The 21,845-nt window shown below is 64.4% G+C and carries 16 protein-coding genes; 9 read left to right on the forward strand and 7 right to left on the reverse strand.

Annotation, left to right across the window (positions count from 1 at the left end):
- Positions 1-43: 43 nt before the first annotated feature.
- Positions 44-835, reverse strand: a complete 792-nt coding sequence (gene murI, locus N2603_RS16650; protein ID WP_260389644.1) for a glutamate racemase — start codon at positions 833-835, stop codon at positions 44-46.
- A gap of 173 nt (positions 836-1,008) precedes the next feature.
- On the opposite strand from murI, the gene N2603_RS16655 reads away from it, so the two are divergent.
- Complete coding sequence (locus N2603_RS16655) at positions 1,009-1,560, forward strand: cytochrome b (RefSeq protein WP_260389645.1); 552 nt, start codon at positions 1,009-1,011, stop codon at positions 1,558-1,560.
- Between the two features lie 218 nt (positions 1,561-1,778).
- Positions 1,779-2,420 carry a glutathione S-transferase family protein gene (locus N2603_RS16660; RefSeq protein WP_260389646.1) on the forward strand — a complete coding sequence of 214 codons (642 nt, stop codon included), beginning with the start codon at positions 1,779-1,781 and terminating at the stop codon, positions 2,418-2,420.
- Between the two features lie 7 nt (positions 2,421-2,427).
- Here the strand turns inward: N2603_RS16660 and N2603_RS16665 are convergent, their stop codons facing one another.
- Together N2603_RS16665 and N2603_RS16670 are read right to left on the reverse strand one after the other, a co-directional pair.
- Entirely contained in the window at positions 2,428-3,234 is an 807-nt protein-coding gene (locus N2603_RS16665; RefSeq protein WP_018645886.1) for a Crp/Fnr family transcriptional regulator, read from the reverse strand.
- A gap of 256 nt (positions 3,235-3,490) precedes the next feature.
- Entirely contained in the window at positions 3,491-4,573 is a 1,083-nt protein-coding gene (locus tag N2603_RS16670; protein WP_260389647.1) for a SecDF P1 head subdomain-containing protein, read from the reverse strand.
- 244 nt (positions 4,574-4,817) lie between these two features.
- Between N2603_RS16670 and N2603_RS16675 the strand changes: the two genes are divergently transcribed.
- Positions 4,818-6,725 carry an acyl-CoA synthetase gene (locus tag N2603_RS16675; RefSeq protein WP_260389648.1) on the forward strand — a complete coding sequence of 636 codons (1,908 nt, stop codon included), beginning with the start codon at positions 4,818-4,820 and terminating at the stop codon, positions 6,723-6,725.
- Positions 6,726-6,802: 77 nt separating this feature from the next.
- A complete protein-coding gene (locus N2603_RS16680) occupies positions 6,803-8,128 on the forward strand; it encodes an LVIVD repeat-containing protein (RefSeq protein ID WP_260389649.1) in 1,326 nt (441 codons plus the stop codon).
- Positions 8,129-8,284: 156 nt separating this feature from the next.
- Here N2603_RS16680 and N2603_RS16685 read toward each other — a convergent pair whose 3' ends face one another.
- On the reverse strand, positions 8,285-9,652 hold the full coding sequence (locus N2603_RS16685) for an ABC transporter substrate-binding protein (RefSeq protein WP_260389650.1): 1,368 nt from the start codon (positions 9,650-9,652) through the stop codon (positions 8,285-8,287).
- Between the two features lie 208 nt (positions 9,653-9,860).
- Between N2603_RS16685 and N2603_RS16695 the strand changes: the two genes are divergently transcribed.
- The 4 genes from N2603_RS16695 (at position 9,861) to N2603_RS16710 (ending at position 17,471) form a co-directional block, all read left to right on the forward strand.
- A complete protein-coding gene (locus tag N2603_RS16695; RefSeq protein ID WP_311741452.1) occupies positions 9,861-11,714 on the forward strand; it encodes an ATP-binding protein in 1,854 nt (617 codons plus the stop codon).
- A 259-nt stretch (positions 11,715-11,973) separates the two neighbouring features.
- The gene (locus tag N2603_RS16700) at positions 11,974-13,782 is read left to right on the forward strand and encodes a caspase family protein (protein WP_260389651.1); all 1,809 of its coding nucleotides are present in this window, start codon (positions 11,974-11,976) and stop codon (positions 13,780-13,782) included.
- A gap of 64 nt (positions 13,783-13,846) precedes the next feature.
- Complete coding sequence (locus tag N2603_RS16705) at positions 13,847-15,649, forward strand: caspase family protein (protein WP_260424209.1); 1,803 nt, start codon at positions 13,847-13,849, stop codon at positions 15,647-15,649.
- Between the two features lies 1 nt (position 15,650).
- Positions 15,651-17,471, forward strand: coding sequence for a caspase family protein (locus N2603_RS16710; protein WP_260389652.1), 1,821 nt, complete (start codon positions 15,651-15,653; stop codon positions 17,469-17,471).
- Positions 17,472-17,701: 230 nt separating this feature from the next.
- Here the strand turns inward: N2603_RS16710 and N2603_RS16715 are convergent, their stop codons facing one another.
- Positions 17,702-18,871, reverse strand: coding sequence for a M20 aminoacylase family protein (locus tag N2603_RS16715; RefSeq protein ID WP_260389653.1), 1,170 nt, complete (start codon positions 18,869-18,871; stop codon positions 17,702-17,704).
- A 106-nt stretch (positions 18,872-18,977) separates the two neighbouring features.
- Positions 18,978-20,285: an adenylosuccinate lyase gene (purB, locus tag N2603_RS16720; RefSeq protein ID WP_254125050.1), complete on the reverse strand. Its 1,308-nt coding sequence runs from the start codon at positions 20,283-20,285 to the stop codon at positions 18,978-18,980.
- Positions 20,286-20,848: 563 nt separating this feature from the next.
- Here purB and N2603_RS16725 point away from each other — a divergent pair.
- Positions 20,849-21,436 carry a TetR/AcrR family transcriptional regulator gene (locus tag N2603_RS16725; protein WP_026312444.1) on the forward strand — a complete coding sequence of 196 codons (588 nt, stop codon included), beginning with the start codon at positions 20,849-20,851 and terminating at the stop codon, positions 21,434-21,436.
- Between the two features lie 9 nt (positions 21,437-21,445).
- Here the strand turns inward: N2603_RS16725 and N2603_RS16730 are convergent, their stop codons facing one another.
- Positions 21,446-21,751, reverse strand: a complete 306-nt coding sequence (locus tag N2603_RS16730; protein ID WP_212343166.1) for a hypothetical protein — start codon at positions 21,749-21,751, stop codon at positions 21,446-21,448.
- Positions 21,752-21,845: the final 94 nt, after the last annotated feature.

Here is a 21,845-nt window from a genome sequence, read left to right on the forward strand (position 1 = left end):
ATGACGACGGCAGAGCCTAGCAGCGCGTCGTCGATGCGGAAAGTCAGGCCAGCGCGCGCCCGCCGAAGAACGGCGTCAGCGTGGCGCTGAGCCCATGCACGCGGTTCGAGGTGAAGATCATCTCGGCGCCGGACTGCGCGATGGCACAGGTCGACGCACCCAGCAGGTCCGAGACTCGGCGGGCGATCGCCGGCGCCGGGTCGATCCACTCGACCGGCCAGGGCGCGAGCTTCTTCAAGCGGTCGAGCAGCAACGGATAATGTGTGCAGGCCAGCACCACGGTATCCGTGCGCGCGCCCGCTTCCTCACCGACGAAGCAGGGCGCGAGCTCGGCGCGGATGGCGTCGTCACTGACGGAAGCGCCACTCAGCTCGGCTTCGGCCAGCGAGGCGAGCTCGGGCGAGCCGACCAGCGTCACCTCGCAGCCTTGCGCGAAATCGCGGATCAGCGCCTTGGTGTATTCGCGCTTCACCGTGCCCTTGGTGCCGAGCACCGAGACGCGGCGGGTCTTCGACAGGGCGCAGGCCGGCTTGATCGCCGGCACCGTGCCGACGAAGGGCAGGGAATAAGCGGCGCGCAGGTGCGATAGGACCAAGGTGGAGGCCGTGTTGCAGGCGATGACGACGAGGTCGGGATCATGCGTGCCGATCAGCTCACCCATCAGCGGCACGACGCGGGCGATGATCTCGTCCTCGCTGTGGTGGCCGTAGGGGAAGAAGGCGTCGTCGGCGACGTAAACGTAATGGGCGTCCGGGCGCGCGGCCACGACCTCACGGAGCACCATGAGCCCGCCAAGGCCGGAATCGAATACCAGTATCGTCAGGGAATTGGTCACGTCGTTACCTTAAGGCGCCATGGTTACCATTCGGTTTTTGGGGCGGTTTTGCGGCGGATCCGATTTGGGTCGATTTGGAACGATTCAATTTCACGATGGCCGCCAGTTCCCGCTATCAGCAGCATTGCTGCGCTGCGGGCAGGGGCATGTCCGCAAAATTCCGGGGAGCCGACATGATCAGAAACACGAATGCCGGCTGGGGCAGCATTTCCCGTCGGCTGCACTGGATCCTGGCGCTGACGATCATCGGCATGATCGGCTTCGGCTGGTGGATGAACCACATCCCGGCGCGCCCCGACCGCTTCTTCTACCGCTCGATCCACGCCGATATCGGCTATGCGATCCTGCTGCTCACCGTGCTGCGCCTGGTCTGGCGCGTCGCCAATCCGACGCCGGCTTTGCCGGCCGACAGCCAGCTCTGGCAGAAGCTTCTCGCCCGCATCAGTCATGGCGCGCTGTATCTTGCCGCCATCGTCGTGGTCCTGCTTGGCTGGGCGCATTCCGGCGCGCACACGCCGGATTATTCGGATTTCTTCGGCCTGTTTCGCGTGCCGCAATTCACCTCTCCCGACCGCGAGGCCGCGCGCGCCTATGAGGATCGCCACATCCTCTTTGCCTATGTGCTGCTGGCCCTGATCGCGGTTCACGTCGTCGCCGCCATCTGGCACCACTTCATCCGCCGCGACCGCGTGGTGGCGCGGATGGTGACGGACGAGGCGGGGTAGGCTCGGTCCCGTGTCCCGGACGCGCTGCAACGCTCCTCAGCGTTGCTGCGCAGAGCCGGGACCCATGCAGGCCACGGTGCCCGCTGTAACATGGGCCCCGGCTCTGCAGCGCATCACTTCGTGCTGCGCAGCGTCCGGGGCACGAGAGCGGAGTTTCGTGCGCGCTCTTTCCACCGGTTAATATGCAACCAGTTCAACTCGCGGGTCCAGGAGGCGCCATGCTCACGGTCCATCATCTCGGCAAGTCGCAGTCCGAGCGCATCGTCTGGCTGTGCGAAGAGCTCGAAATCCCCTACGCGCTGAAGCGCTACACCCGTGATCCCGTCACCATGCTGGCGCCGCCCGACTACAAGGCGCTGCACCCGATCGGGGCGGCGCCCGTTATCACCGATGGCGATCTCGTGCTCGCCGAATCCGGTGCCATCGTCGACTACATCATGGCGAAGTACGGCAGCGGCCGTCTCGTGCTCCGTCCCGACGATCCTGATTTCGCGCAGTTCCTGTACTGGTTTCACTTCGCCAACGGCACGCTGCAGGCCGGCATGGGCCGGCTTATGATCCTGAACCGGCTCAAGCTCGCCGAGGACAACCCGATGCTGGTCGCGACCAGGGGGCGCGTCGACCGCGCCTTCGATCTGGTCGATGCGCGGGTTCGCGATGCCGAATATCTGGCGGGCAAGACCTTCACCACTGCCGACATCATGACGGGCTTCTCGCTCACCACGATGCGCTACTTCCAGCCCTATGATCTGTCGCGCTGCCCGAACGTGGTCAAATATCTCGGCCGCGTCAGTGCACGGGCGGCCTATCGACGCGCGATGGAGAAGGGCGATCCCGGCATGGCGCTGCTGTTGAGCTGAGCGGGGATCAGGCGATCCTGTTGGTGGTCGTCGCCCGCGCCGCGTTGAGTTGCTTCTGCAGGCGATCGATGTTCTGCAGGAGGCGCTGGCTGGTCAGCACCAGGAAGTAATAGCCGAACTGCGGGTCCTGGAAGTAGATCTCGAGCAGCCGGTCATAGGTGATCGTGAGCACCTGTCCGTCCTCGATGCATTCGATCGTTCCGGTGCGGCGGTTGTCCGGCGTGAGGAAGCCGAGCTCGCCCATCAGCGCTCCCGGCAGAATCTCGACGTTGATCTCCTTGACCAGGAATTTGCCGGTGACCGTGAGCAGCATCTCCTTGGCCGGATCGCCCAGCTTGAACAGCGTGTCGCCGCGGCGATATTTGCGCTCGGTCATGAACGGCTTGAGCCATTCGATCGACATGTCGCCCTCGGCCGCATGGCGCGCCTTCTTGACCAGCTTGAGCATCTGCCGCAGGCGAAGAGCGTTGATCGGAAGCAAGAGAAGATAGAGCAGGAACGTCGAGACGTTGGCAGTGAGTGCGCCGAAAGCGGCGAAGAACGCGCAGCCGATCATGTTGGCCACCCGCAGGGGCACCATCGTCCGCATCAGGAGCGTGGCGACGAAGAAGCCGGCGCCGACCGCGGCGAACAAATTGGCGAACGTGATGTTGTGGACAAAGATCTCCAGTAGCCGGTTGAAGATCGCGTCGTAGGTGACGTTGTCGGGATCGAGGCCCATCTGGACCAGGATCTTGGCGATCCTGAGGTTGTCCGTGGCCGCATCGAGAATGCGGTCGAGGATCGAGGATATGTCTGCGCTGCCGGACGGCATGGTACTAACCCCGTGTAAGGCCTTCAGTCCTGCTTGGTATTCGTATAGCCGAAATCGAATGACGACCGCTTGAAATGAAGCGTTCAGCCGTCATGCCGCAAGAGGCAAATTTTAGCCTGATCGGGCGTTTCGGCAATTGCCCGTTGGTTGTGCGTATGACCCGTGAAGCGCCCGTGATTCGGGGGCGCGGGGTGCAGCTTTGGCGTCGTGGACGGATTCGGACGGCCCTGATAAGGGGAACGGGGCGGTCACCACCTCAGGGCTTGGCGGCGGGCTGGATCACCTGCTGTTCGACCAGGGCAAGGCGACCGGGCCGCGACCCGGCGCGCAGCAACATGGCGACGCTGCTTGCTTCCTCCAGGGTGAAATTGCCTGAAATCTGGCCGGAGCCCCCGGTGATGGGCTCGCGGATCACCGGGGCGGAGATCACCTTGTCGTCGAGCACGATGGCGAAGGGCTTTCCAATGTTCTCTTCGGTGATGTGGGCGAAACGCCGCGCGCCGCGTCCGTTGAAGCGGAACGAGGCGATCGGTTCGTTCGTGCTGCTCGCGAACCCCGGGCCCGCATAGCTGATGTCGTCGCCGTCGAGCGCACTGTCCTTGGCAACAAGATAAGGGCGCCTGTCCTTGAAGCCGAGCAGGACTTCCGTGCCCGCCGGCGGTGTGCCGGACTGCGCCTGTTCCGCCGGCATTGAGATGTCGACCATGCGGAAGCTGACCTTGACCTTCGTGGCGAAGATCGCGGTGACGCGCTCGGGCTCCATCATCCCTGGGACGAAGATGCGGATGCGGTCGGTGCCATCAGGCTGGGCGCTGGCGAGCTTGATGCCGGCATCCTTGAGGCGCTGCTCGATCATCGCGATGGAATCTTCGACGAGGTCGCGCAGCCCTGCGGCGGATGCGGCGTCAGTCGGCTTGAGCTTGACCTGCCCGTCGCCGCCGTCGGTCACGGAGAGGGCATGCGCGGGCAACCCCTCCGCGGCCGCCGCGAGCTTGCGCTTCAGCTCCTCGCGGCCCTTGGCGTCTGCGACCTTCACCTCGACGCCACCGTCGCGGATCGCAAGACCCGAGAAGGCGATCTTGCCCTCGCGCAGGGTCTTGTAGACGTCGTCGCGGAGGTCCGTGACGGCACTCTCGTGCAAGCCATCGGCGTCCACTTTGTAAACGATGCGCGAGCCGCCCAGCTGCTCCATCTTGTCGCCGATGAAGGCCGCGATCTTGGCGCGCATCTTCTCGAGCTGGCTATCCGCGGCGAGCGCTGTGCGGGGCAGGGGGATCGCCGACGCCATCGCAAACGCGACGATCAGCGGTGCAATGCGATTCCACAGGGGCGTGATCATGATCACCTTAAGTCTTGCGGCAGGACGCTGGCAGGCGAATCTGATGCCAGTTCTTGGTCCCCCGATCGGGTGCGGAGGTTCAAATTCCGTTCGATCCGGCGGTGTCGCCGCAGCCGCCCAGGCCATGGACGAGCGCCAAATCATCCCTCATTGTGGTCCCGCTCGGCTGGCCATCGGCCGGGTCTCGCCAAACCAAAATGTCAAAAGACAAAGGGGCGAGAAATCTGAGGGAGGACGAAATTCCATGGCGGGCATCCATGCGCTCGATCGGCTGATCGGCAACGACTATCCGGACTTTTTGACCGACGATGAGGTCCGGGCCTTCGAGCAGGTCCCTTACGCGGACCGCGTCGCGGCCGAGAGCACGTACGACGCCATCAAGCTCGGTGCGGCGCGCAACCCTGATGGTGCGGCGATCCAGTTCCTGCAGAATGCCGATCCGTCCGACACGCCGGTCGTGGTCACCTACCGCGACTTCATTGCGCGTGTGACACAAGCCGCCAACATGTTTCACGCGCTCGGCGCGGAAAAGGGCGATGTCATCAGCTTCATGCTGCCGCTGGTGCCTGATGCCTTCGTGACGCTGTTCGGTGCGGAAGCTGCCGGCATCGCCAATCCCGTCAATCCGCTGCTGGAGCCGCACCAGATCGCGGAGATCCTGGAGGCGGCGGATACGAAGATCCTGGTGGCGCTCGGGCCGATGCCCGGCACCGACATCTGGCAGAAGGTCGAGCAGATCCGCCCGCAGCTGAAGCACCTCAAGGCGATCGTGCAGGTGTTTCGTGGCGGCGATCCGGACAAGGGCATCTTTGCGTTCAACGACCTGATCAAGCAGCAGCCGGCAGACCGGCTTATCAGCGGGCGCAAGATTTCGGGGGCCGATATCGCCGCCTATTTCCACACCGGCGGCACCACCGGCACGCCAAAACTGGTGCGGCATACCCACGCCAACCAGGTCTACCAGGCCTGGGCGCTCAGCCTGCTGCTCAAGTCGAAGCCCGGCTCTAATTTGCTGTTCGGCATGCCGTTGTTTCATGTCGGGGGATCGCTGACGCAGGTGCTGCTGATGCTGTCGAGCGGCGGCTCACTGGTCGTGCTGTCGCCGAGCGGCTGGCGCAATCCGAATTCGGTGAAGAACATCTGGGGATTGGTCGAGCGCTATAAGCCCGAGGCGTTGTCGAGCGTGCCGACGGTGCTGGCTGCGACGCTTGCCGTGCCGCCAGGCAATGCGGACATCTCCAGCCTGAAATATGCCGCCGGCGGCGGCTCGGCGATCCCCGTCGCCGTGGGCTCGGCGATCCAGGACAAGCTGAAGCTGCCGGTGGTCGAGGTCTACGGCATGACCGAGACCTCGAGCGTGCACACGCTGGCCTATCCGGGGCGGCCGATCCGGCTCGGTTCGGTCGGCCTTCCCATGCCTTATGCGCGCGTGCGGATCGTGCAGCTCGATGCCGACGGCCGGCTGATCCGCGATTGCGCACCGGACGAGATCGGCGTCGTCATCATGGCGGGACCCGGCGTCTTCGGCGGCTACCTCAACGACGAGCACAACAAGGGCGCCTTCGTCGATGAGGTCTGGGTCAATTCCGGCGATCTCGGGCGCCTCGATGCCGACGGCTATCTCTGGATCACCGGGCGCGCCAAGGACCTCGTGATCCGCGGCGGCCACAACATCGATCCGGCGCCGATCGAGGAGATCATGTTCCGCCATCCCGCCGTGGGCTTCGCCGCGGTGGTCGGCCAGCCCGACGCTTACGCGGGTGAACTCCCCGTGGGCTACGTGCAGCTGAAACCAGGCGCCAGCGTCGAGCCTGGCGAATTGGAGACGTGGGTGCGCGAGCGCACGCCGGAGCGCGCCGCCGTGCCGGTGCAGGTCATCCCGATCGATCCGATGCCGGTGACCGGCGTCGGCAAGGTGTTCAAGCCGCAGCTGCGCTGGGATGCCGCGCAGCGCGTGTTCACCAAGGCGCTGGCGCCGCTCGCCGAGCGTGGCATCGACTGCAAGGTGAAGGTCGGTGCGCATGGCAGCCACGGCTCGATCGCCACCGTGACGCTTGCAGGCGTGCCGGCGGACCAGCGCGAGATCGTCGCCGGCGAGGTGCATACGCTGCTGGCGCCGTTCGTGATGCGGCACGAGGTGGTGCAGGTCTAGGCGAGGTCGGGCGACGCGAGGCTTGCATGCCTCGCGTCATGCGAGCATCATCCCTTCAAAAAAATGGGGGGAAACCGATGCCTCAAGTCTCTCGCCGCCGCCACCTTCAGCAATTGTCGGGTGTGTTCGGAGCCGCCGCGCTGTCGGGGTGGCCGAAATCCGCGTCGGCTTCAGAGCCTGACATTCCGCCGGAGGGCATCGGCAAGGGCATCCAGCACGTCTCCTACAGCGACATCGGCGGCCGGCCCGACAGCGTGCAGGTGATGTTCAACCGGCAGCACGTCTATGTCGGGCACATGTTCAGCGACGGCGTGACGATCCTGGACGCCTCCAATCCGCGTGCGCTGAAGCCGGTCAATTTCTTCACCGCGGGGCAATACACCCGCACCCATCATTTGCAGGCGGCGGAGGACCTGCTGCTGGTTGCCAACGGCGCCAACATCGTCGCGATGCAGTCCTACGACAACATGCGCGGCTATTTCGAGAACACGCTGGTCGACAGCATCACCAAGGCCAAGAAATTCCGCTCCGGTCTGTCGATCCACGACATCTCGAAACCAGGCGAGATGCGCGAGATCGCGTTCCTCGAAATGCCCGGCTTCGGCATCAACCGGCTGTGGTGGCCCGGCGGCCGCTATGCCTATGTATCGGTGCATTTCGACGGTTTCACCGACCACATCCTGTGCGTGGTCGATCTCAAGACCATCACGAAGCCGGAGGTCGTCGCGAAATGGTGGCTGCCCGGTATGAACCGCGCGGCCGGCGAGCCGCCGACGCCCAAGGGCAAGCGCTTCGCGCTTCATCATATGATCACGGCAGGCGATCGCGGCTATGCGGCCTGGCGCGATGGCGGCTTCACCGTCCACGACATCAGCGATCCCGCCAATCCAAAGCTGCTGTCCCATATCAACTGGTCGCCGCCCTTCGCCGGCGGCACGCATACACCGTTGCCGTTGCCCAAGCGACAGCTTGCGATCGTCGCGGACGAAGCCAACGCGGAGAAATGCGCCAAGGGCCTGTTCCACACCTTCGTGCTCGACGTGCGCGCGCCCGAGAACCCGGTGCCGATCGCAACCTTGCCGACCCCGCGCGAGCGCGACTTCTGCACCAGCGGCACCTTCGGCCCGCATAATCTCCACGAGAACCGCCCGGGCTCGTTCCAGAGCGAGGAGACGATCTTCGCGACCTACAACAATGCCGGTGTGAGAGTGTTCGACGTCAAGGATGCCTTCGCGCCCAAGGAGATCGCGTACTGGGTGCCGCCGACGCCGAAGAAGCTCATCGACCCCCGGCCGAATATCGCCCTCGCAGCCAAGACTTGCGACGCCTACGTCCGGCCCGACGGGCTGATGTTCGTCTCCGACTGGAACGCCGGCATGCACGTGCTGCAATATCAGGGGTGAGCAACGCGTAGGGTGGGTTAGCTCTGCGGCTGCGCGAAGCGCAGTCCGACCCACCTCCTTTGCTTCCGCGGAGATAGACAGTGGTGGGTTACGCCTTCGGCTAACCCACCCTACGAGTCCGACCTTCCCAGCCAGCATCGTCGTTTCGATCAGGCGCTAGCCGCGGATCGCCGCATTGGCCTGCGCGGCTGCACCGGTCATGGCGTCCTTTGCCGATTTCTCGCCGTTGACCACTTCATTGACGCCGATCATGAACGCATCGAGAATCGGTCGCGATTGCGGATGGAAGAGTATAGCCTTGGCGCGGTCGACATCGGCATTTTGCAAATTGGTCAGCGCCGCCTCGGCGGCTTGCGGGCCGAATGCCTTCTTGAAGCCCTCGCTGGACCACGCCGACACGCGTGTCGTCGCCAGCCCCGCTGCCGCAGTCTGCAGCGATGTCGGCTTGCTTGTCGCCCAGAGCAGGAACAGGAAAGCCGCCCGCTTGTTTCGTGATTTTGAATTGATGCAAGCCTGCCAGTGCGACATGAAGGGCACGGGAGCGCGACCAGGGACATGCGGAAAGACCGCAAACTGGGCCTGCTTCGCGACGCGACTCCTGGCCGGATTGGAGATGTCGGTCGCGAAATTGCTGCTGTCGATCGCGACGGCAGTCCGTCCCTGCAGGAAGTCGTCCAGCACGTGGTACCATTCATAGCTGCCGACGCCGCCAGGCCCGGCCTGGCTGAGCAGGCGTCCGTACATCTCGACGGCCGCGATCGCTTCGGGGCTTGCGAAAACCGCCTTGTTGTCCTTGATCATGGCGCCGCCGTAAGAGAACAAGAAGCCCATGGCCGGCGGAGAGGAATTGCCGCTGGCCTGGGCCCGCATGGCGATCCCCGACATCTCGCTGGACTTGAGCGCCTTGGCGGTCACAAGCAGCTCTTCGAACGTCTGCGGAACCGGCAGGTTCTTGGTTGCCAGCGCGTCGCCGTTGATGAACATGGTCATCGCTTCGGAGGTGATCGGTATGGCGTACCGTTCGCCGTCGGACCACAGCGGGAAGGCCCGAGCCGTCTTGAGCAGGTCGCTCTCGTCATACCAGCCGAGATCGGTCAGCGATCTATTGGAATAATAGCCGTTCAATGGCTCGAGCCATCCTCCCGAGATGCCCTGGCCATAGGTCGTGAACATGAATACGTCGGGCGTCGCGCTGCCGCGGGCTAGTCTGATCGGCAAGGCCCCGAGGAACGTGGTTTCGAGTTGGAAATCGATCGTGACGTTGATGCCGGTCAGCCGGGTGAACTCCGGCAGCAGCGGCGTGATCGCATTCGACCAGGGATGGATGGCGCCCGAAAGAGAGATGGTCTGCCCCGCAAACTGCTTCCAATCGATGTTCGCGTTGGCGTAGGTCGCTGCGCGATCCTCGGCGAAGCTCCAGCGTGGCAACGCGCCCAGCGCCGGCAAGATTGCGCCCGCCGCCCCCAATCCCCTGACGAAGCTGCGACGGCTGGTCGGACTCCGACCGCTCTGTGCGTACGTCATGTTGCCTCTCCCTGCGACGGGCAATCATTCGCAACACGAGCCATACCGGTGATGTTGCGGCCTTCGCGCGACGACTGGCCAGACCGGTGTAACCTTGGAGGGCGAGAATGTCGGGTTCCACCCCACCTAACCATGCTATTATTCTATCACGCTCAGGCGTCGACACCAGAAGACGCGCTGTCACACGAGCATCGAAGACCCAAGGCCGATGTCAGTTCCTGCTCTGGTCCCGTCTTTGCGATGGCTGGCTCGTCCGCTGATCGTGGCGGTCGTGGCGCTTCTGACGCTGTTCGCTGCGACCGGCTTTCTCGGCCTGCAATATCAGCAGGAGCGGCAGGCGGCTCATGACCTGCTTGGGCATAGCCGCCAGGTGCTCGAAACACTCGATCGGTTGCGTTCGATCACCGCCGAGCTGGAGACCGAACGGCGCGGGTATCTAATGACCCTCGACCCCACCTATCTCAAAGCCTACGGCGTCTCCGACGAAGGTGTGCGGCGCGAGGCGCAGGCGCTGCTGGTGCTGGTCGCGGACGATCCGTTGCAGAGTCTGCGCGCGCAACACCTGGCGCTGACCGTTTCGGCCAAGCTGCGCGAGATCGACGAGATGGTGAAGACCGCCGGCACGTCCGGGCAGGCGGCGCTGGCGATGATCCGCAGCATGGACGAGATCCGCTCGCAAATCGACCAGATGGTGGATCACGAGCGATTTCGGCTCGCCGACCGGGAGACGCATGCCGAAGCATTCGAGCAGCGTTGGACCTGGCTGATGGCCGGCGCCGTCGTCCTCGTCGTCGCGCTGGCGGGAGCGGCGTTGGCGTTCGCGCGGCTCGAAGCGAAACGGCGGAGACAGGCGACCGAGGAGAACATTCAACTGCAGAGCGATCTTGCAGCGCGGGATATCAAGATCCGGCGCCTGTTCGACTCCAACATCATCGGGATCATCATCTGGGAGGTCGAGGGGCGCATTCTCGAGGCCAATGACGCGTTCCTGCGCATCGTCGGATACGACCGGGACGATCTCGCCTCGGGGCGCCTGCATCGATACGACCTGACGCCGCCGGAATGGCGCGACCGCGACGTAAAAACCGTGGCGGAATTGAAGCGGGTCGGGACGGCCCAGCCGTTCGAGAAGGAGTATGTCCGGAAGGATGGAAGCCGTGTTTCCGTGCTGATTGGCGGGACGATGTTTGCACCAGGTGCGGATCAAGGGGTCGGCTTTGTCCTCGATCTGACGCCTCTCAAGCGGGCAGAGGCCGAAGCTCGCGAGCACGAGCGGCTCTACCGCGAAGCCCTGATGGAGCTCGCGCACGCAAATCGCGTCACCACGATGGGGCAGCTCACGGCTTCGATTGCCCATGAGGTCAACCAGCCGATCGCCGCGATCGTGGCGAACGCCGAGGCCGGGTTGAATTGGCTGGAGGCTCAACCGCCAAATCTGGAGCGGGTTCGACAGACGTTCGACTGGATCACCGGCGATGGCATGCGCGCCGGCGACATCATCGGCCGGATCCGGGCGCTGATAAGGAAGGCGGCGCCGCAAAAGGAGGACATGGACATCAACCAGGCGGTGCTCGAGGTCATCGCGCTGACCCGCAGCGAAGCGTTCAAGCACGGCGTCGCGGTACGAACGCAACTTGCCGAAGGCTTGCCGACCATTCAGGCAGATCGGGTCCAACTTCAGCAAGTGGTGCTCAACCTGATTGTCAACGCGATCGAGGCGATGACCGCGATTGGCGAAGGGAAACGCGAGTTGCTGATCAGCACCGATCGAGATGTATCGAACGGCGTGCACGTCACCTTGCGCGATTCCGGTCCAGGACTGGACCCGAAGAATGTCGAGTGCCTGTTCGAGGCCTTCTACACCACCAAGCCGACAGGCATGGGGATGGGCCTCGCCATCTGCCGCTCGATCATCGAGGCGCATGGCGGACAGATGTGGGCTGGCGCAAACGAGCCTCGGGGCGCCGTCTTTCAGTTCACCCTGCCTCTCGCCTCAGACGAGGCCACATCCCGCATGTTGAAGGCGGACGAGCCAACGGGCCTGCGCTCTGTTGCCCACTGACGGGGTCTGCGCAGCACGCGTCTTTCGCGATCCGGGCTCCGGTGCAACCGCAGGAGGTGAGGCGGCATCAGACCTCGGCCTGGCCGGACCTACAGCGGCGCTTCGCCGCACGATCAACGAGCTGTCCGCGACGCCTTGTGTGAGGGTGATCACATAGGGAGGATTTGGCATTCGGCCATGCTCCGAATAGTCTCATGGAATTGCATCCGGGGGGACGCAAGTGATTCCGGTTCGGCTATTTGCTTTGGTGATTTTTGCGATGAGCCTTGCCTGCGGATCGGCGCATGCCGACCGGCGGGTGGCGCTCATCATCGGCAATTCCGCCTACAAGAGCGCGCCCAAGCTCGGCAATCCCGTGAACGATGCCACGCTGGTCGGCGGCATGTTCAAGAAGGCCGGCTTCGATTCCGTTGATGTCAGGCTGGATCTCAGCGCCAGCGAGATGCGGCGCATGCTGCGTGAGTTTGCCGGCAGGTCGCGCGATGCGGAGATGGCGGTGATCTATTACGCCGGCCACGGCATCGAGCTCGACGGCAACAATTATCTCATTCCGACCGACGCCACGCTGGAGACGGACGGCGACGTGCTCGACGAGACCATTCCGGTCGAGCGGGCGCTGTTCGCGGTCGAGCCGGCCAAGCAGCTGCGCCTGATCATCCTGGATGCCTGCCGCGACAACCCGTTCGCGAAGACGATGAAGCGCACGCTGGCCTCGCGCGCGATCGGACGCGGCCTCGCCAAGGTCGAACCGACCAGCCCCAACACCATGATTGCGTTCGCGGCCAAGGCGGGATCGACCGCATCGGACGGCGATGCCAGAAACAGCCCGTTCGCCGCCGCGCTGGTCGAGCACCTGCCGAAGCCCGGCCTCGATCTGCGCAAGGCCTTCGGCTTCGTGCGCGACGACGTGCTCAAGGCGACCGGCTACAAGCAGGAGCCCTATGTCTACGGCTCGCTCGGCGGCGACGACGTGCCCCTGGTCGCGAAGCAAACCCCGGCCGGTCCCCAGGCAAACCCGCAGGAAGCCATTCGCAGGGATTACGAGCTCGCGCTCCAGCTTGCGACGCGCGACGGCTGGGAAGCGTTTCTGGCGCAATATCCCGACGGCTTCTATGCCAACCTCGCCAAGGGCCAGCTGAACAAGATCGGCGCCGAAGAGACGCGCGCTTCGGCCGAACAAAAGGCCAAGGCGGCCGAACAGGAAAAGGCAAGGCTCATTGCCGAGCGCGCCCAGAAGGCCGAGCAGGAGAAGGCGGCCGCGGCCGCCAAGGCGGCCGAAGAGGCACGGATCGCGGCGGAGAAGAAGAAGGAGATCGAGCAGGCGAAGGCTGAGGCCGCCGAACGCGAGCGCAAGGCGGCAGAAGCGGCGGCTGCAAAAGCGCTGGCCGAGAAGCAGGCGGCGGAGAAGGCCAAGGCCGAGCTCGCCGCAAAGCAGGCGGCGGAAAGGGCCGAGCAGGCTGCAAAGCCGGCGGCCGACCGGCAACTGCCCGAAGTCGAGCAAAAGGTCGCGGCGCTCTCGCCCGGGCCGACATCACCATTGTCCGCGGCTGAGCTCACGAAATCCGTGCAGAGCGAGTTGCGCCGCGTCGGCTGCCTCACGTCGGCTGCAGAAGGCGAGTGGACGTCGGCCGCGCAGCGTTCGCTGACGCTCTTCAACAAATATGCCGGCACCCAGTTCGACGTGAAGCTTGCCAGCGTCGACGCGCTCGATGCGGTCAAGGCGAAGCCGGGACGGGTCTGCCCGCTGGTCTGCAATTTCGGCTTCAAGGCCGACGGCGATCAATGCGTGAAGATCACCTGCCGTGCCGGCTACCGCGTCGGTGACGACAACGAGTGCGAGAAGATCCAGGAGAAGAAGCCGGTCGCCACGCGCGAGGATTCGAGAAAGCGGGACGCAGACCGGAAAGCGACCGAAGCTGCGCCGTCCAAGCCGGAAGCGAGCGGGCAGATCTTTTGTAACTCGGCGGGATGCCGCCCGGTGCAGAAAGGCTGCAGGCTCGTGTCCGGGGCTACGCCCGGAAGGTATAACGCCGCCATAGGAAGCGGCAATTACGAGGTCTGCAACTGAATCGTGTCGTCGATCAAAGCCGCGGATGAATGGCGTGACCATAGCTCGATATTTCTACGCATTGATGTTTGCAGCTCTCGTGACTTGCGCGCCGGCGCAGGCCGAGAAGCGTGTCGCGCTCGTGATCGGCAATTCCGCCTACAAGAGCGTGCCGAAGCTTGGCAATCCGGCGAACGATGCCGGCTTGATCGGCGGCATGTTGAAGAAGGCCGGTTTTGACACGGTCGATGTCCGACAGGACCTGAGCGCCCCCGAAATGCGCAAGGCACTGCGCGAATTCGGCACCAGGACGCGGGATGCCGATGTCGCGGTCATCTACTACGCTGGCCACGGCATGGAAGTTGATGGCACCAACTATCTCATCCCGACAGACGCCGCTCTGGAGACCGACGCCGACGTCTACGACGAGGCGTTGCCGATCGATCGCGTGCTGGTGAGCATCGAGCCCGCCAAGCAGCTGCGCCTCGTTATCCTCGATGCGTGTCGTGACAATCCCTTTGCCAAGACGATGAAGCGCACCGTGGCTTCGCGCGCGATCGGTCGCGGCCTTGCGAAGGTCGAGCCGACCAGCCCGAACACCATGATCGCGTTCGCGGCCAAGGCGGGCTCGACCGCGTCCGATGGCGATTCCCGCAACAGCCCGTTCGCAGTGGCGTTGAGCGACCATCTGCCGAAACCCGGGCTCGACCTGCGCAAGGCGTTCGGGTTCGTCCGCGACGATGTGCTGAGGAGCACCGCGAACAAGCAGGAACCCTTCGTCTATGGTTCGCTGGGTGGCGATGACGTCCCGCTGGTTCCTGCCAGGCCGGCCGCGACGGGTCCGCAGGCAAATCCCCAGTCAGAACTCAGGCGAGACTACGAACTTGCGCTCCAGCTCGCGACGCGCGACGGCTGGGAGGCGTTTCTGACGCAATATCCCGATGGCTTCTATGCCAACCTCGCCAAGGGGCAGCTGAACAAGATCGCTGCTGAAGAGACGCGTGCGACGGCCGAACAAAAGGCCAGGGCGGCCGAGCAGGAAAAGGCAAGGCTGATTGCCGAGCGCGCCCAGAAGGCCGAGCAGGAGAAGGCGACCGCGGCCGCCAAGGCGGCCGAAGAGGCGCGCATCGCGGCGGAGAAACAGAAGCAGATCGAGCAGGCGAAGGCTGAAGCGGCCGAACGCGAGCGCAAGGTGGCAGAAGCGGCGGCTGCAAAGGCGCTGGCCGAGAAGCAGGCCGCCGAGAAGGCCAGGGCCGAGCTTGCCGCAAAGCAGGCGGCCGAGAGGGCCGAGCAGGCTGCAAAGCCGGCGGCGGATCGCCAGTTGCCAGAGGCCGGGCAAAAAGTCGCGGCGCTGTCACCCGGGCCGACATCGCCATTATCCACGGCTGACCTCACGAAATCCGTGCAGAGCGAGTTGCGCCGCGTCGGCTGCCTCACGTCGGCTGCGGAAGGGGAGTGGACGTCGGCCGCGCAGCGCTCGCTGACGCTGTTCAACAAATATGCCGGCACCCAGTTCGACGTGAAGCTCGCCAGCGTCGACGCGCTCGATGCGCTGAAGGCGAAGCCGGGACGGGTCTGTCCGCTGGTCTGCAATTTCGGCTTCAAGGCCGACGGCGATCAATGCGTGAAGATCACCTGCCGCGCCGGCTATCGCGTCGGCGACGACAACGAGTGCGAGAAGATACCGGAGAAAAAACCCGCTGCCCGCGATGAACCGAGGCGGCGGGACCAGGAGCGGAAAGACGCGGAGTCCGCCGCACCGAAATCGCAAGCATCCGGACAGATGATCTGCAACAGCGCGGGTTGCCGGCCGGTTGCCAAAGGATGCCGTCTCGGAACGGTGAAGAACCTCTATGGTGCGTCTCCGACCACCGAAATATGCAACTGATATGACGCATACCGTTCGCACTTCCTCCTTCGTGCTCGGAGCACTGTTTCTTGTGCTTGGAATCTGCCTCGGCAGCAGCCCTTGTCTTGCCGAGAAGCGGGTCGCGCTCGTCATCGGCAATTCCGCCTACAAGAGCGTGGCGAAGCTTGCCAATCCGGCGAACGACGCCGGCTTGATCGGCGGCATGCTGAAGAAGGCCGGTTTTGACACGGTCGATGTCCGGCAGGACCTGAGCGCGCCCGAAATGCGCAAGGCGTTGCGCGAGTTCAGCGCGCGGACGCGCGATGCGGATGTCGCCGTGATCTACTACGCAGGCCACGGCCTCGAACTGGACGGCACCAACTACCTGATTCCGACCGATGCGGCCCTGGAGGCCGACACCGACGTTTACGACGAAGCCTTGCCGATCGATCGCGTTCTGGTGAGCATCGAGCCCGCCAAGCAGCTTCGGCTCGTCATCCTCGACGCCTGCCGCGACAATCCCTTTTCCAAGACGATGAAGCGCACCGTGGCTTCGCGTGCGGTCGGTCGCGGCCTTGCCAAGGTCGAGCCGACCAGTCCGAACACCATGATCGCGTTCGCGGCCAAGGCGGGCTCGACCGCGTCCGATGGCGATTCCCGCAACAGCCCGTTCGCGGTGGCGTTGAGCGACCATCTGCCGAAACCCGGGCTCGACCTGCGCAAGGCGTTCGGGTTCGTCCGCGATGATGTGCTCAAGGCTACCGGCTACAAGCAGGAGCCGTATGTCTATGGCTCCCTCGGCGGCGACGACGTGCCGCTGGTGCCGGCGAAGCCGGCGGTCATTGCCGGTCCGCAGGCCAATCCGCAGGACAGCGTGCGCAGGGACTACGAGCTTGCGCTTCAGGCCGGCCTGCGTGAGGCGTGGGAGGCGTTTCTGCAAACCTATCCGGACGGCTTCTACGCCAACCTCGCCCGTGTGCAGTTGAAGAAGATTGCCGCCGAGGAGGAGCGTGCGCAGGCGACGGAGAAGGCGCGGCTGGCCGAGCAGGAGAAGGTGAAGCTCGCCGCCGAACGTGCCCAGAAGGCGGAGCTGGAAAAAGCCGCCGCGGCCGCCAAAGCCGCCGAAGATGCGCGCATCGCCGCGGAGAAGCAAAAGCAGATCGAGCAGGCGAAGGCGGAAGCGGCCGAACGCGAGCGCAAGGTGGCCGAGGCGGCTGCCGCGAAGGCGCTTGCGGAGAAGCAGGCGGCGGAGAAGGCCAAGGCCGAGGCCGCTGCGAAGCAGGCCGCGGACAAGCAGGCCGCCGACGCCGAAAGCAAGAAGGTCGCAGCGCTGTCGCCCCTGTCCAGTTCCCCTCCACCCGGCGATCTCTCGAAATCGGTCCAGCTCGAACTTCGCCGCGTCGGTTGCATGAAGACTGAGCCGACCGGCGAGTGGAGCGAGACCGCGCAGCGGTCGCTGTCACTGTTCAACAAATACGCCGGCACGAAATTCGACGCGAAACTTGCGAATACCGATGTGTTCGATGCCCTGAAGGCCAAATCGGGACGTGTCTGTCCGCTGGTCTGCGACCATGGCTTCAGGGCCGACGGCGATGCCTGCACGAAGATTGTCTGTCGCCCCGGCTATCGCGTCAGCGATGACAATGAATGCGAGAAGATCCAGGAGAAGAAGCCGGTCGCAACGCGCGAGGATTCGCGGAAGCGGGACGCAGACCGGAAGGCAACCGAAGCTGCGCCGTCTAAGCCGCAAGTTGCAGGACAAATCATCTGTACAGCAGGCGGCGGCTGCCGGCCCGTCCGCAAGGGATGTCGCCTCGACAGCCATAGCGGTGGTGTGGGGCAAGTCGAGGTATGCAACTGAGACCGCCCTTCTGCAGCAACGTGCAGCTCGTAAGATCGGTTGGCTAAGCGCAACGACCTCTTTGCCTCTGCCTTCTCAAGGTGAGCTACGCCAACTCACCTTGCGAAGTATCGTAGGGTGGGTCAGCCGAAGGCGTAACCCACCACTCTTCGCCTCCGCAGCAACTAAAGAGGTGGATTACGCCAGCGGACTGCGCTTTGCGCAGCCGCGGGCTAATCCACCCAGACCTCCTACGCCGGCATCCGCGTCTCGATCATGCGCACCCAGAACGATGCGCCGTGGCCGAGGATGTTGTCGTTGAAGACATAGGCCGGGTGGTGGCACTCGTTGCCGTCGCCCATGCCGACCAGCACCATGGCGCCGGGGCGCGCTTCCAGCATGAAGGAGAAGTCCTCGGCGCCCATCATCGGGATGAACTTGTCGTTGACGCGATCAGTGCCGACGATGTCGCGGGCGACGTCGGCGGCAAGGCCGGCCTCGCGCGCATGGTTCATCGTCACCGGATACATCCGCGTGTACTTCGTCTCGGCCGAGCCGCCATAGGCGCGGGCGACGCTCTCGGCGACCTCGCCGATGCGGCGCTCGACGAGATCGCGCACTTCAGGATCGAGCGTGCGCACGGTGCCGGCGAGCTCGGCGACTTCAGGAATGATGTTGAAGGCGGTGCCGGAGTGGAATTGGGTGATCGAGATGACGGCTGATTTCAGCGGATCGACGTTGCGCGCGACGATCGATTGCAGCGCATTGACGATCTGCGAGCCGATCAGCACGCTGTCGACCGATTTGTGCGGACCTGCGCCGGCATGGCCGCCCTTGCCGCGGACCGTGATCTGGATGTTGTCGGAGGAAGCCAGCATCGCGCCGGGCGTGGTGGCGAAATGGCCTTCGGGCAGGCCGGGCATATTGTGCATGCCGTAGACCTCCTGGATGTTCCAGCGCGTCATCAGGCCGTCGTCGACCATCGCCTTGCCGCCGCCGCCACCTTCCTCGGCGGGCTGGAAGATCATGATCGCCGTGCCGTCGAAATTGCGCGTCTCGGCGAGATATTTGGCGGCGCCGAGCAGCATGGCGGTGTGGCCGTCATGGCCGCAGGCGTGCATCTTGCCGGGCACCTTCGACGCGTAGGGCACGCCCGAGGTTTCCATGATCGGCAGCGCATCCATGTCGGCGCGGAGGCCAATGGTCTTGCCGGAGGCCGACTTGCGGCCGCGGATCACGCCGACCACGCCGGTGCGGCCGATGCCCGTCACCACCTCGTCGCAGCCGAACTCGCGCAGCTTGTCGGCAACGATCCCGGCGGTGCGATGGACTTCGTAGAGCAGCTCCGGGTTCTCGTGGAAGTCATGGCGCCAGGCGGCCATTTCGTCGGAGAGGGCGGCGATGCGGTTGACGATGGGCATGGGAGTGTCCGTTTTCTTGTAGCCCGGATGAGCGAAGCGACATCCGGGTCTTTGCGAGAGAAGTCCCGGGTATCGCTGCGCTCACCCGGGCTACGGAAGCAACGCCTCAGCTCTCCCCGAACACGCGCTTGAAGATCGTGTCGACGTGCTTGAGGTGATAGCCGAGGTCGAACTGCTCCTCGATCTCGGCGTCGCTGAGATATTTCTTCACTTCAGCGTCCTTCTTCAGGAGCTGGAGGAAGTCGCCTTCGCCGCGCCAGACCGGCATGGCGTTGCGCTGCACCAGCTTGTAGGCGTCCTCGCGGCTCGCGCCCTTTTGCGTCAGCGCCAGCAGCACGCGCTGCGAATGCACGAGGCCGCCGAGGCGGTCGAGGTTCTTCTGCATGTTGGCGGGATAGACCAGCAGCTTGTCGATCAGGCCGGCGAGGCGCACCAGCGCGAAGTCGAGCGTGACGGTCGCATCCGGGCCCATCATGCGCTCGGCCGAGGAGTGCGAGATGTCGCGCTCGTGCCAGAGCACGACGTTCTCCAGCGCCGGGGTCACATAGGCGCGCACCATGCGGGAGAGGCCGGTGAGGTTCTCCGACAGCACCGGGTTGCGCTTGTGCGGCATCGCGGAGGAGCCCTTCTGCCCTTCGGAGAAGAACTCTTCGGCCTCCAGCACCTCGGTGCGCTGCATGTGGCGGATCTCCACCGCGATGCGTTCGATCGAGGAGGCGATCACGCCGAGCGTCGAGAAATACATGGCGTGACGGTCGCGCGGGATCACCTGGGTCGAGATCGGCTCCGGCACGAGGCCCATGGCCTTGGCGACGTGCTCTTCGACGCGCGGGTCGATCTGCGCAAAGGTGCCGACGGCGCCGGAGATGGCGCAGGTCGCGACTTCCTTGCGCGCCGCGATCAGGCGCTCCTTGGCGCGCGTGAACTCGGCGTAGGCATAAGCGAGCTTGAGGCCGAAGGTGACGGGCTCGGCATGGATGCCGTGGCTGCGGCCGATGGTCGGCGTCATCTTGTGCTCGAAGGCGCGCTTCTTCAGCGCGGCCAGCACCTTGTCGAGGTCGGCGAGCAGGAGGTCGGCGGCGCGGGTGAGCTGAACGTTCAGGCAGGTGTCGAGCACGTCGGAGGAGGTCATACCCTGGTGCACGAAGCGCGCCTCGGGGCCGACGATCTCGGCGAGGTGGGTGAGGAAGGCGATGACGTCGTGCTTGGTCTCGCGCTCGATCTCGTCGATGCGGGCGACGTCGAAGGTGGCGTCCTTGGCCTTGGCCCAGACCGTCTTGGCGGCCTCCTTGGGGATGGTCCCGAGCTCGGCGAGCGCGTCCGCCGCGTGCGCCTCGATCTCGAACCAGATCTTGAACCGGGTCTGCGGCTCCCAGATCGAGGCCATTTCGGGACGAGTATAGCGGGGGATCATCTGACGGCTCCAGGAAGGTGGGCGGGCGGACCTCAAGGGGGCGGCGCCGGCCAAAATGCTTTTTACGCCGTGATTTAACAGAGCGGGCAGGACGAAACAAACGGTCTGGGCCCTGGAAGAGGGGGATCGCCGACCTATCCACCGGACCGGCCGGCAGGGATGGCGGCGCGGGGGCCGCAAATATTAACTGTCAATCACGGATCATTGACTGACAGTTATTGAAATCTGTCAGCGAGACGTGTATATCCATTCCCGGATGCTCCGATTGGGCGTCCCGCGGCCATCCTGCCAGGGGAGCCCGAGGTCCGAAAAACCAGCGGATCGAGGGACGTAATTAAGGGGTGGGAGCCGTGGACGAATGGAGACTTAAGACAATGACGACCGAAATCCTCAATTTCACCGGCACCATTGGGCATTGGCTCAATTTGCTGGTGGCGCGCCAGATCGCGGCGCAGGCTGCAAAACTGCCTCATTAAGGCGAGAGCTTTCCGAACGACCGGTGAGGGGCGCTTCGGAATCAGCGCCGTCGCCGGGTGAACCCTGAACGGGAACAAGGTGCTGGCATGAATGAAGCCGTTATCCTGACGCCGGAGCGGATCCTCGAAGTCACTGAGGACGTCTTGCGGCGCTACGGACTTGCCAAGGCCACCGTGGTTGACGTTGCCCGTGCGCTCGATGTGAGCCACGGCAGCGTCTATCGCCATTTCCCGAGCAAGGCCTCGCTGCGGGAGGCCGTTGCCAAACGCTGGCTCGATCGCATCGACGCGCCGCTTCTGGCGATCGCCAGGGAGCAGGGCCCGGCGCCTGACAGGCTCGATCGCTGGCTGCGCACGTTGTTCGCAGCCAAGCGTTCGCGCGTGCTCGACGACCCCGAGATGTTCGAGACCTATCTGACGCTGGCGCGCGAGGCCTGTGCGGCCGTCAAGTGCCACAAAGACACCATGATCGACCAGATCGCGGCGATACTGACCGACGGCGTCAGCCAGGGCGTGTTCGCCGTGGACGACGTCAAGGCGACCGCGCGCGCGATCTTCGATGCGACCTGCCGCTTCCACCATCCGGCCCATGCCGACGAATGGAAGGACGCCGATTTGCCGGCGCGTGTAGATGCGACGCTCGCGCTGGTGCTGCGAGGCTTAAAGGCGGCCTAGACGCCTGACTTACCCTCTTGCCTTGTGAAGAAGCGCGCTCTCCCCAAGGGAGGGCGAGGCGGTCGCGTGTCTGCGCGGGTGCAATCCGCCGTTGGCCGACGGGACGACCGGCGGACTCTCCGGATATGTGTTGACCGCGATTTCGACGACATCCTTTGACCGCTTTCGAAGGCGGTAGAACGTCAGCTCCTGCTCGAGCATGGGGCAGCGGAAGTGGACGACGGCCGTATCCGGCAGGCGGCAAAGTTCGTCGATGAGCTCGCCTACGGTAATGATCGGGGGATGGTCGATTGCCTTGTGATGAGCCTTACTCATGGCGATTTACTCCTCCACTCCACTATTAACCGGGGCTGGATGGCCTCCGTTCCATCCCGCTCGGCAGATTCACAAGCGCCACCTCGCTCGAGGA

Source organism: Bradyrhizobium huanghuaihaiense, from assembly GCF_025200885.1.
GTDB lineage: Bacteria > Pseudomonadota > Alphaproteobacteria > Rhizobiales > Xanthobacteraceae > Bradyrhizobium > Bradyrhizobium huanghuaihaiense.

Bases quoted from the DNA above. Each gene is read 5' to 3' on its own strand.
- N2603_RS16655 (WP_260389645.1), top strand. From the start codon at position 1,009: ATGATCAGAAACACGAATGCCGGCTGGGGCAGCATTTCCCGTCGGCTG.
- N2603_RS16705 (WP_260424209.1), top strand. From the start codon at position 13,847: ATGTTTGCAGCTCTCGTGACTTGCGCGCCGGCGCAGGCCGAGAAGCGT.
- N2603_RS16675 (WP_260389648.1), top strand. From the start codon at position 4,818: ATGGCGGGCATCCATGCGCTCGATCGGCTGATCGGCAACGACTATCCG.
- N2603_RS16685 (WP_260389650.1), bottom strand. From the start codon at position 9,652: ATGACGTACGCACAGAGCGGTCGGAGTCCGACCAGCCGTCGCAGCTTC.
- N2603_RS16700 (WP_260389651.1), top strand. From the start codon at position 11,974: ATGAGCCTTGCCTGCGGATCGGCGCATGCCGACCGGCGGGTGGCGCTC.
- N2603_RS16725 (WP_026312444.1), top strand. From the start codon at position 20,849: ATGAATGAAGCCGTTATCCTGACGCCGGAGCGGATCCTCGAAGTCACT.
- N2603_RS16680 (WP_260389649.1), top strand. From the start codon at position 6,803: ATGCCTCAAGTCTCTCGCCGCCGCCACCTTCAGCAATTGTCGGGTGTG.
- N2603_RS16730 (WP_212343166.1), bottom strand. From the start codon at position 21,751: ATGAGTAAGGCTCATCACAAGGCAATCGACCATCCCCCGATCATTACC.
- N2603_RS16710 (WP_260389652.1), top strand. From the start codon at position 15,651: ATGACGCATACCGTTCGCACTTCCTCCTTCGTGCTCGGAGCACTGTTT.
- N2603_RS16715 (WP_260389653.1), bottom strand. From the start codon at position 18,871: ATGCCCATCGTCAACCGCATCGCCGCCCTCTCCGACGAAATGGCCGCC.
- N2603_RS16670 (WP_260389647.1), bottom strand. From the start codon at position 4,573: ATGATCACGCCCCTGTGGAATCGCATTGCACCGCTGATCGTCGCGTTT.
- N2603_RS16695 (WP_311741452.1), top strand. From the start codon at position 9,861: ATGTCAGTTCCTGCTCTGGTCCCGTCTTTGCGATGGCTGGCTCGTCCG.
- N2603_RS16660 (WP_260389646.1), top strand. From the start codon at position 1,779: ATGCTCACGGTCCATCATCTCGGCAAGTCGCAGTCCGAGCGCATCGTC.
- purB (WP_254125050.1), bottom strand. From the start codon at position 20,285: ATGATCCCCCGCTATACTCGTCCCGAAATGGCCTCGATCTGGGAGCCG.
- N2603_RS16665 (WP_018645886.1), bottom strand. From the start codon at position 3,234: ATGCCGTCCGGCAGCGCAGACATATCCTCGATCCTCGACCGCATTCTC.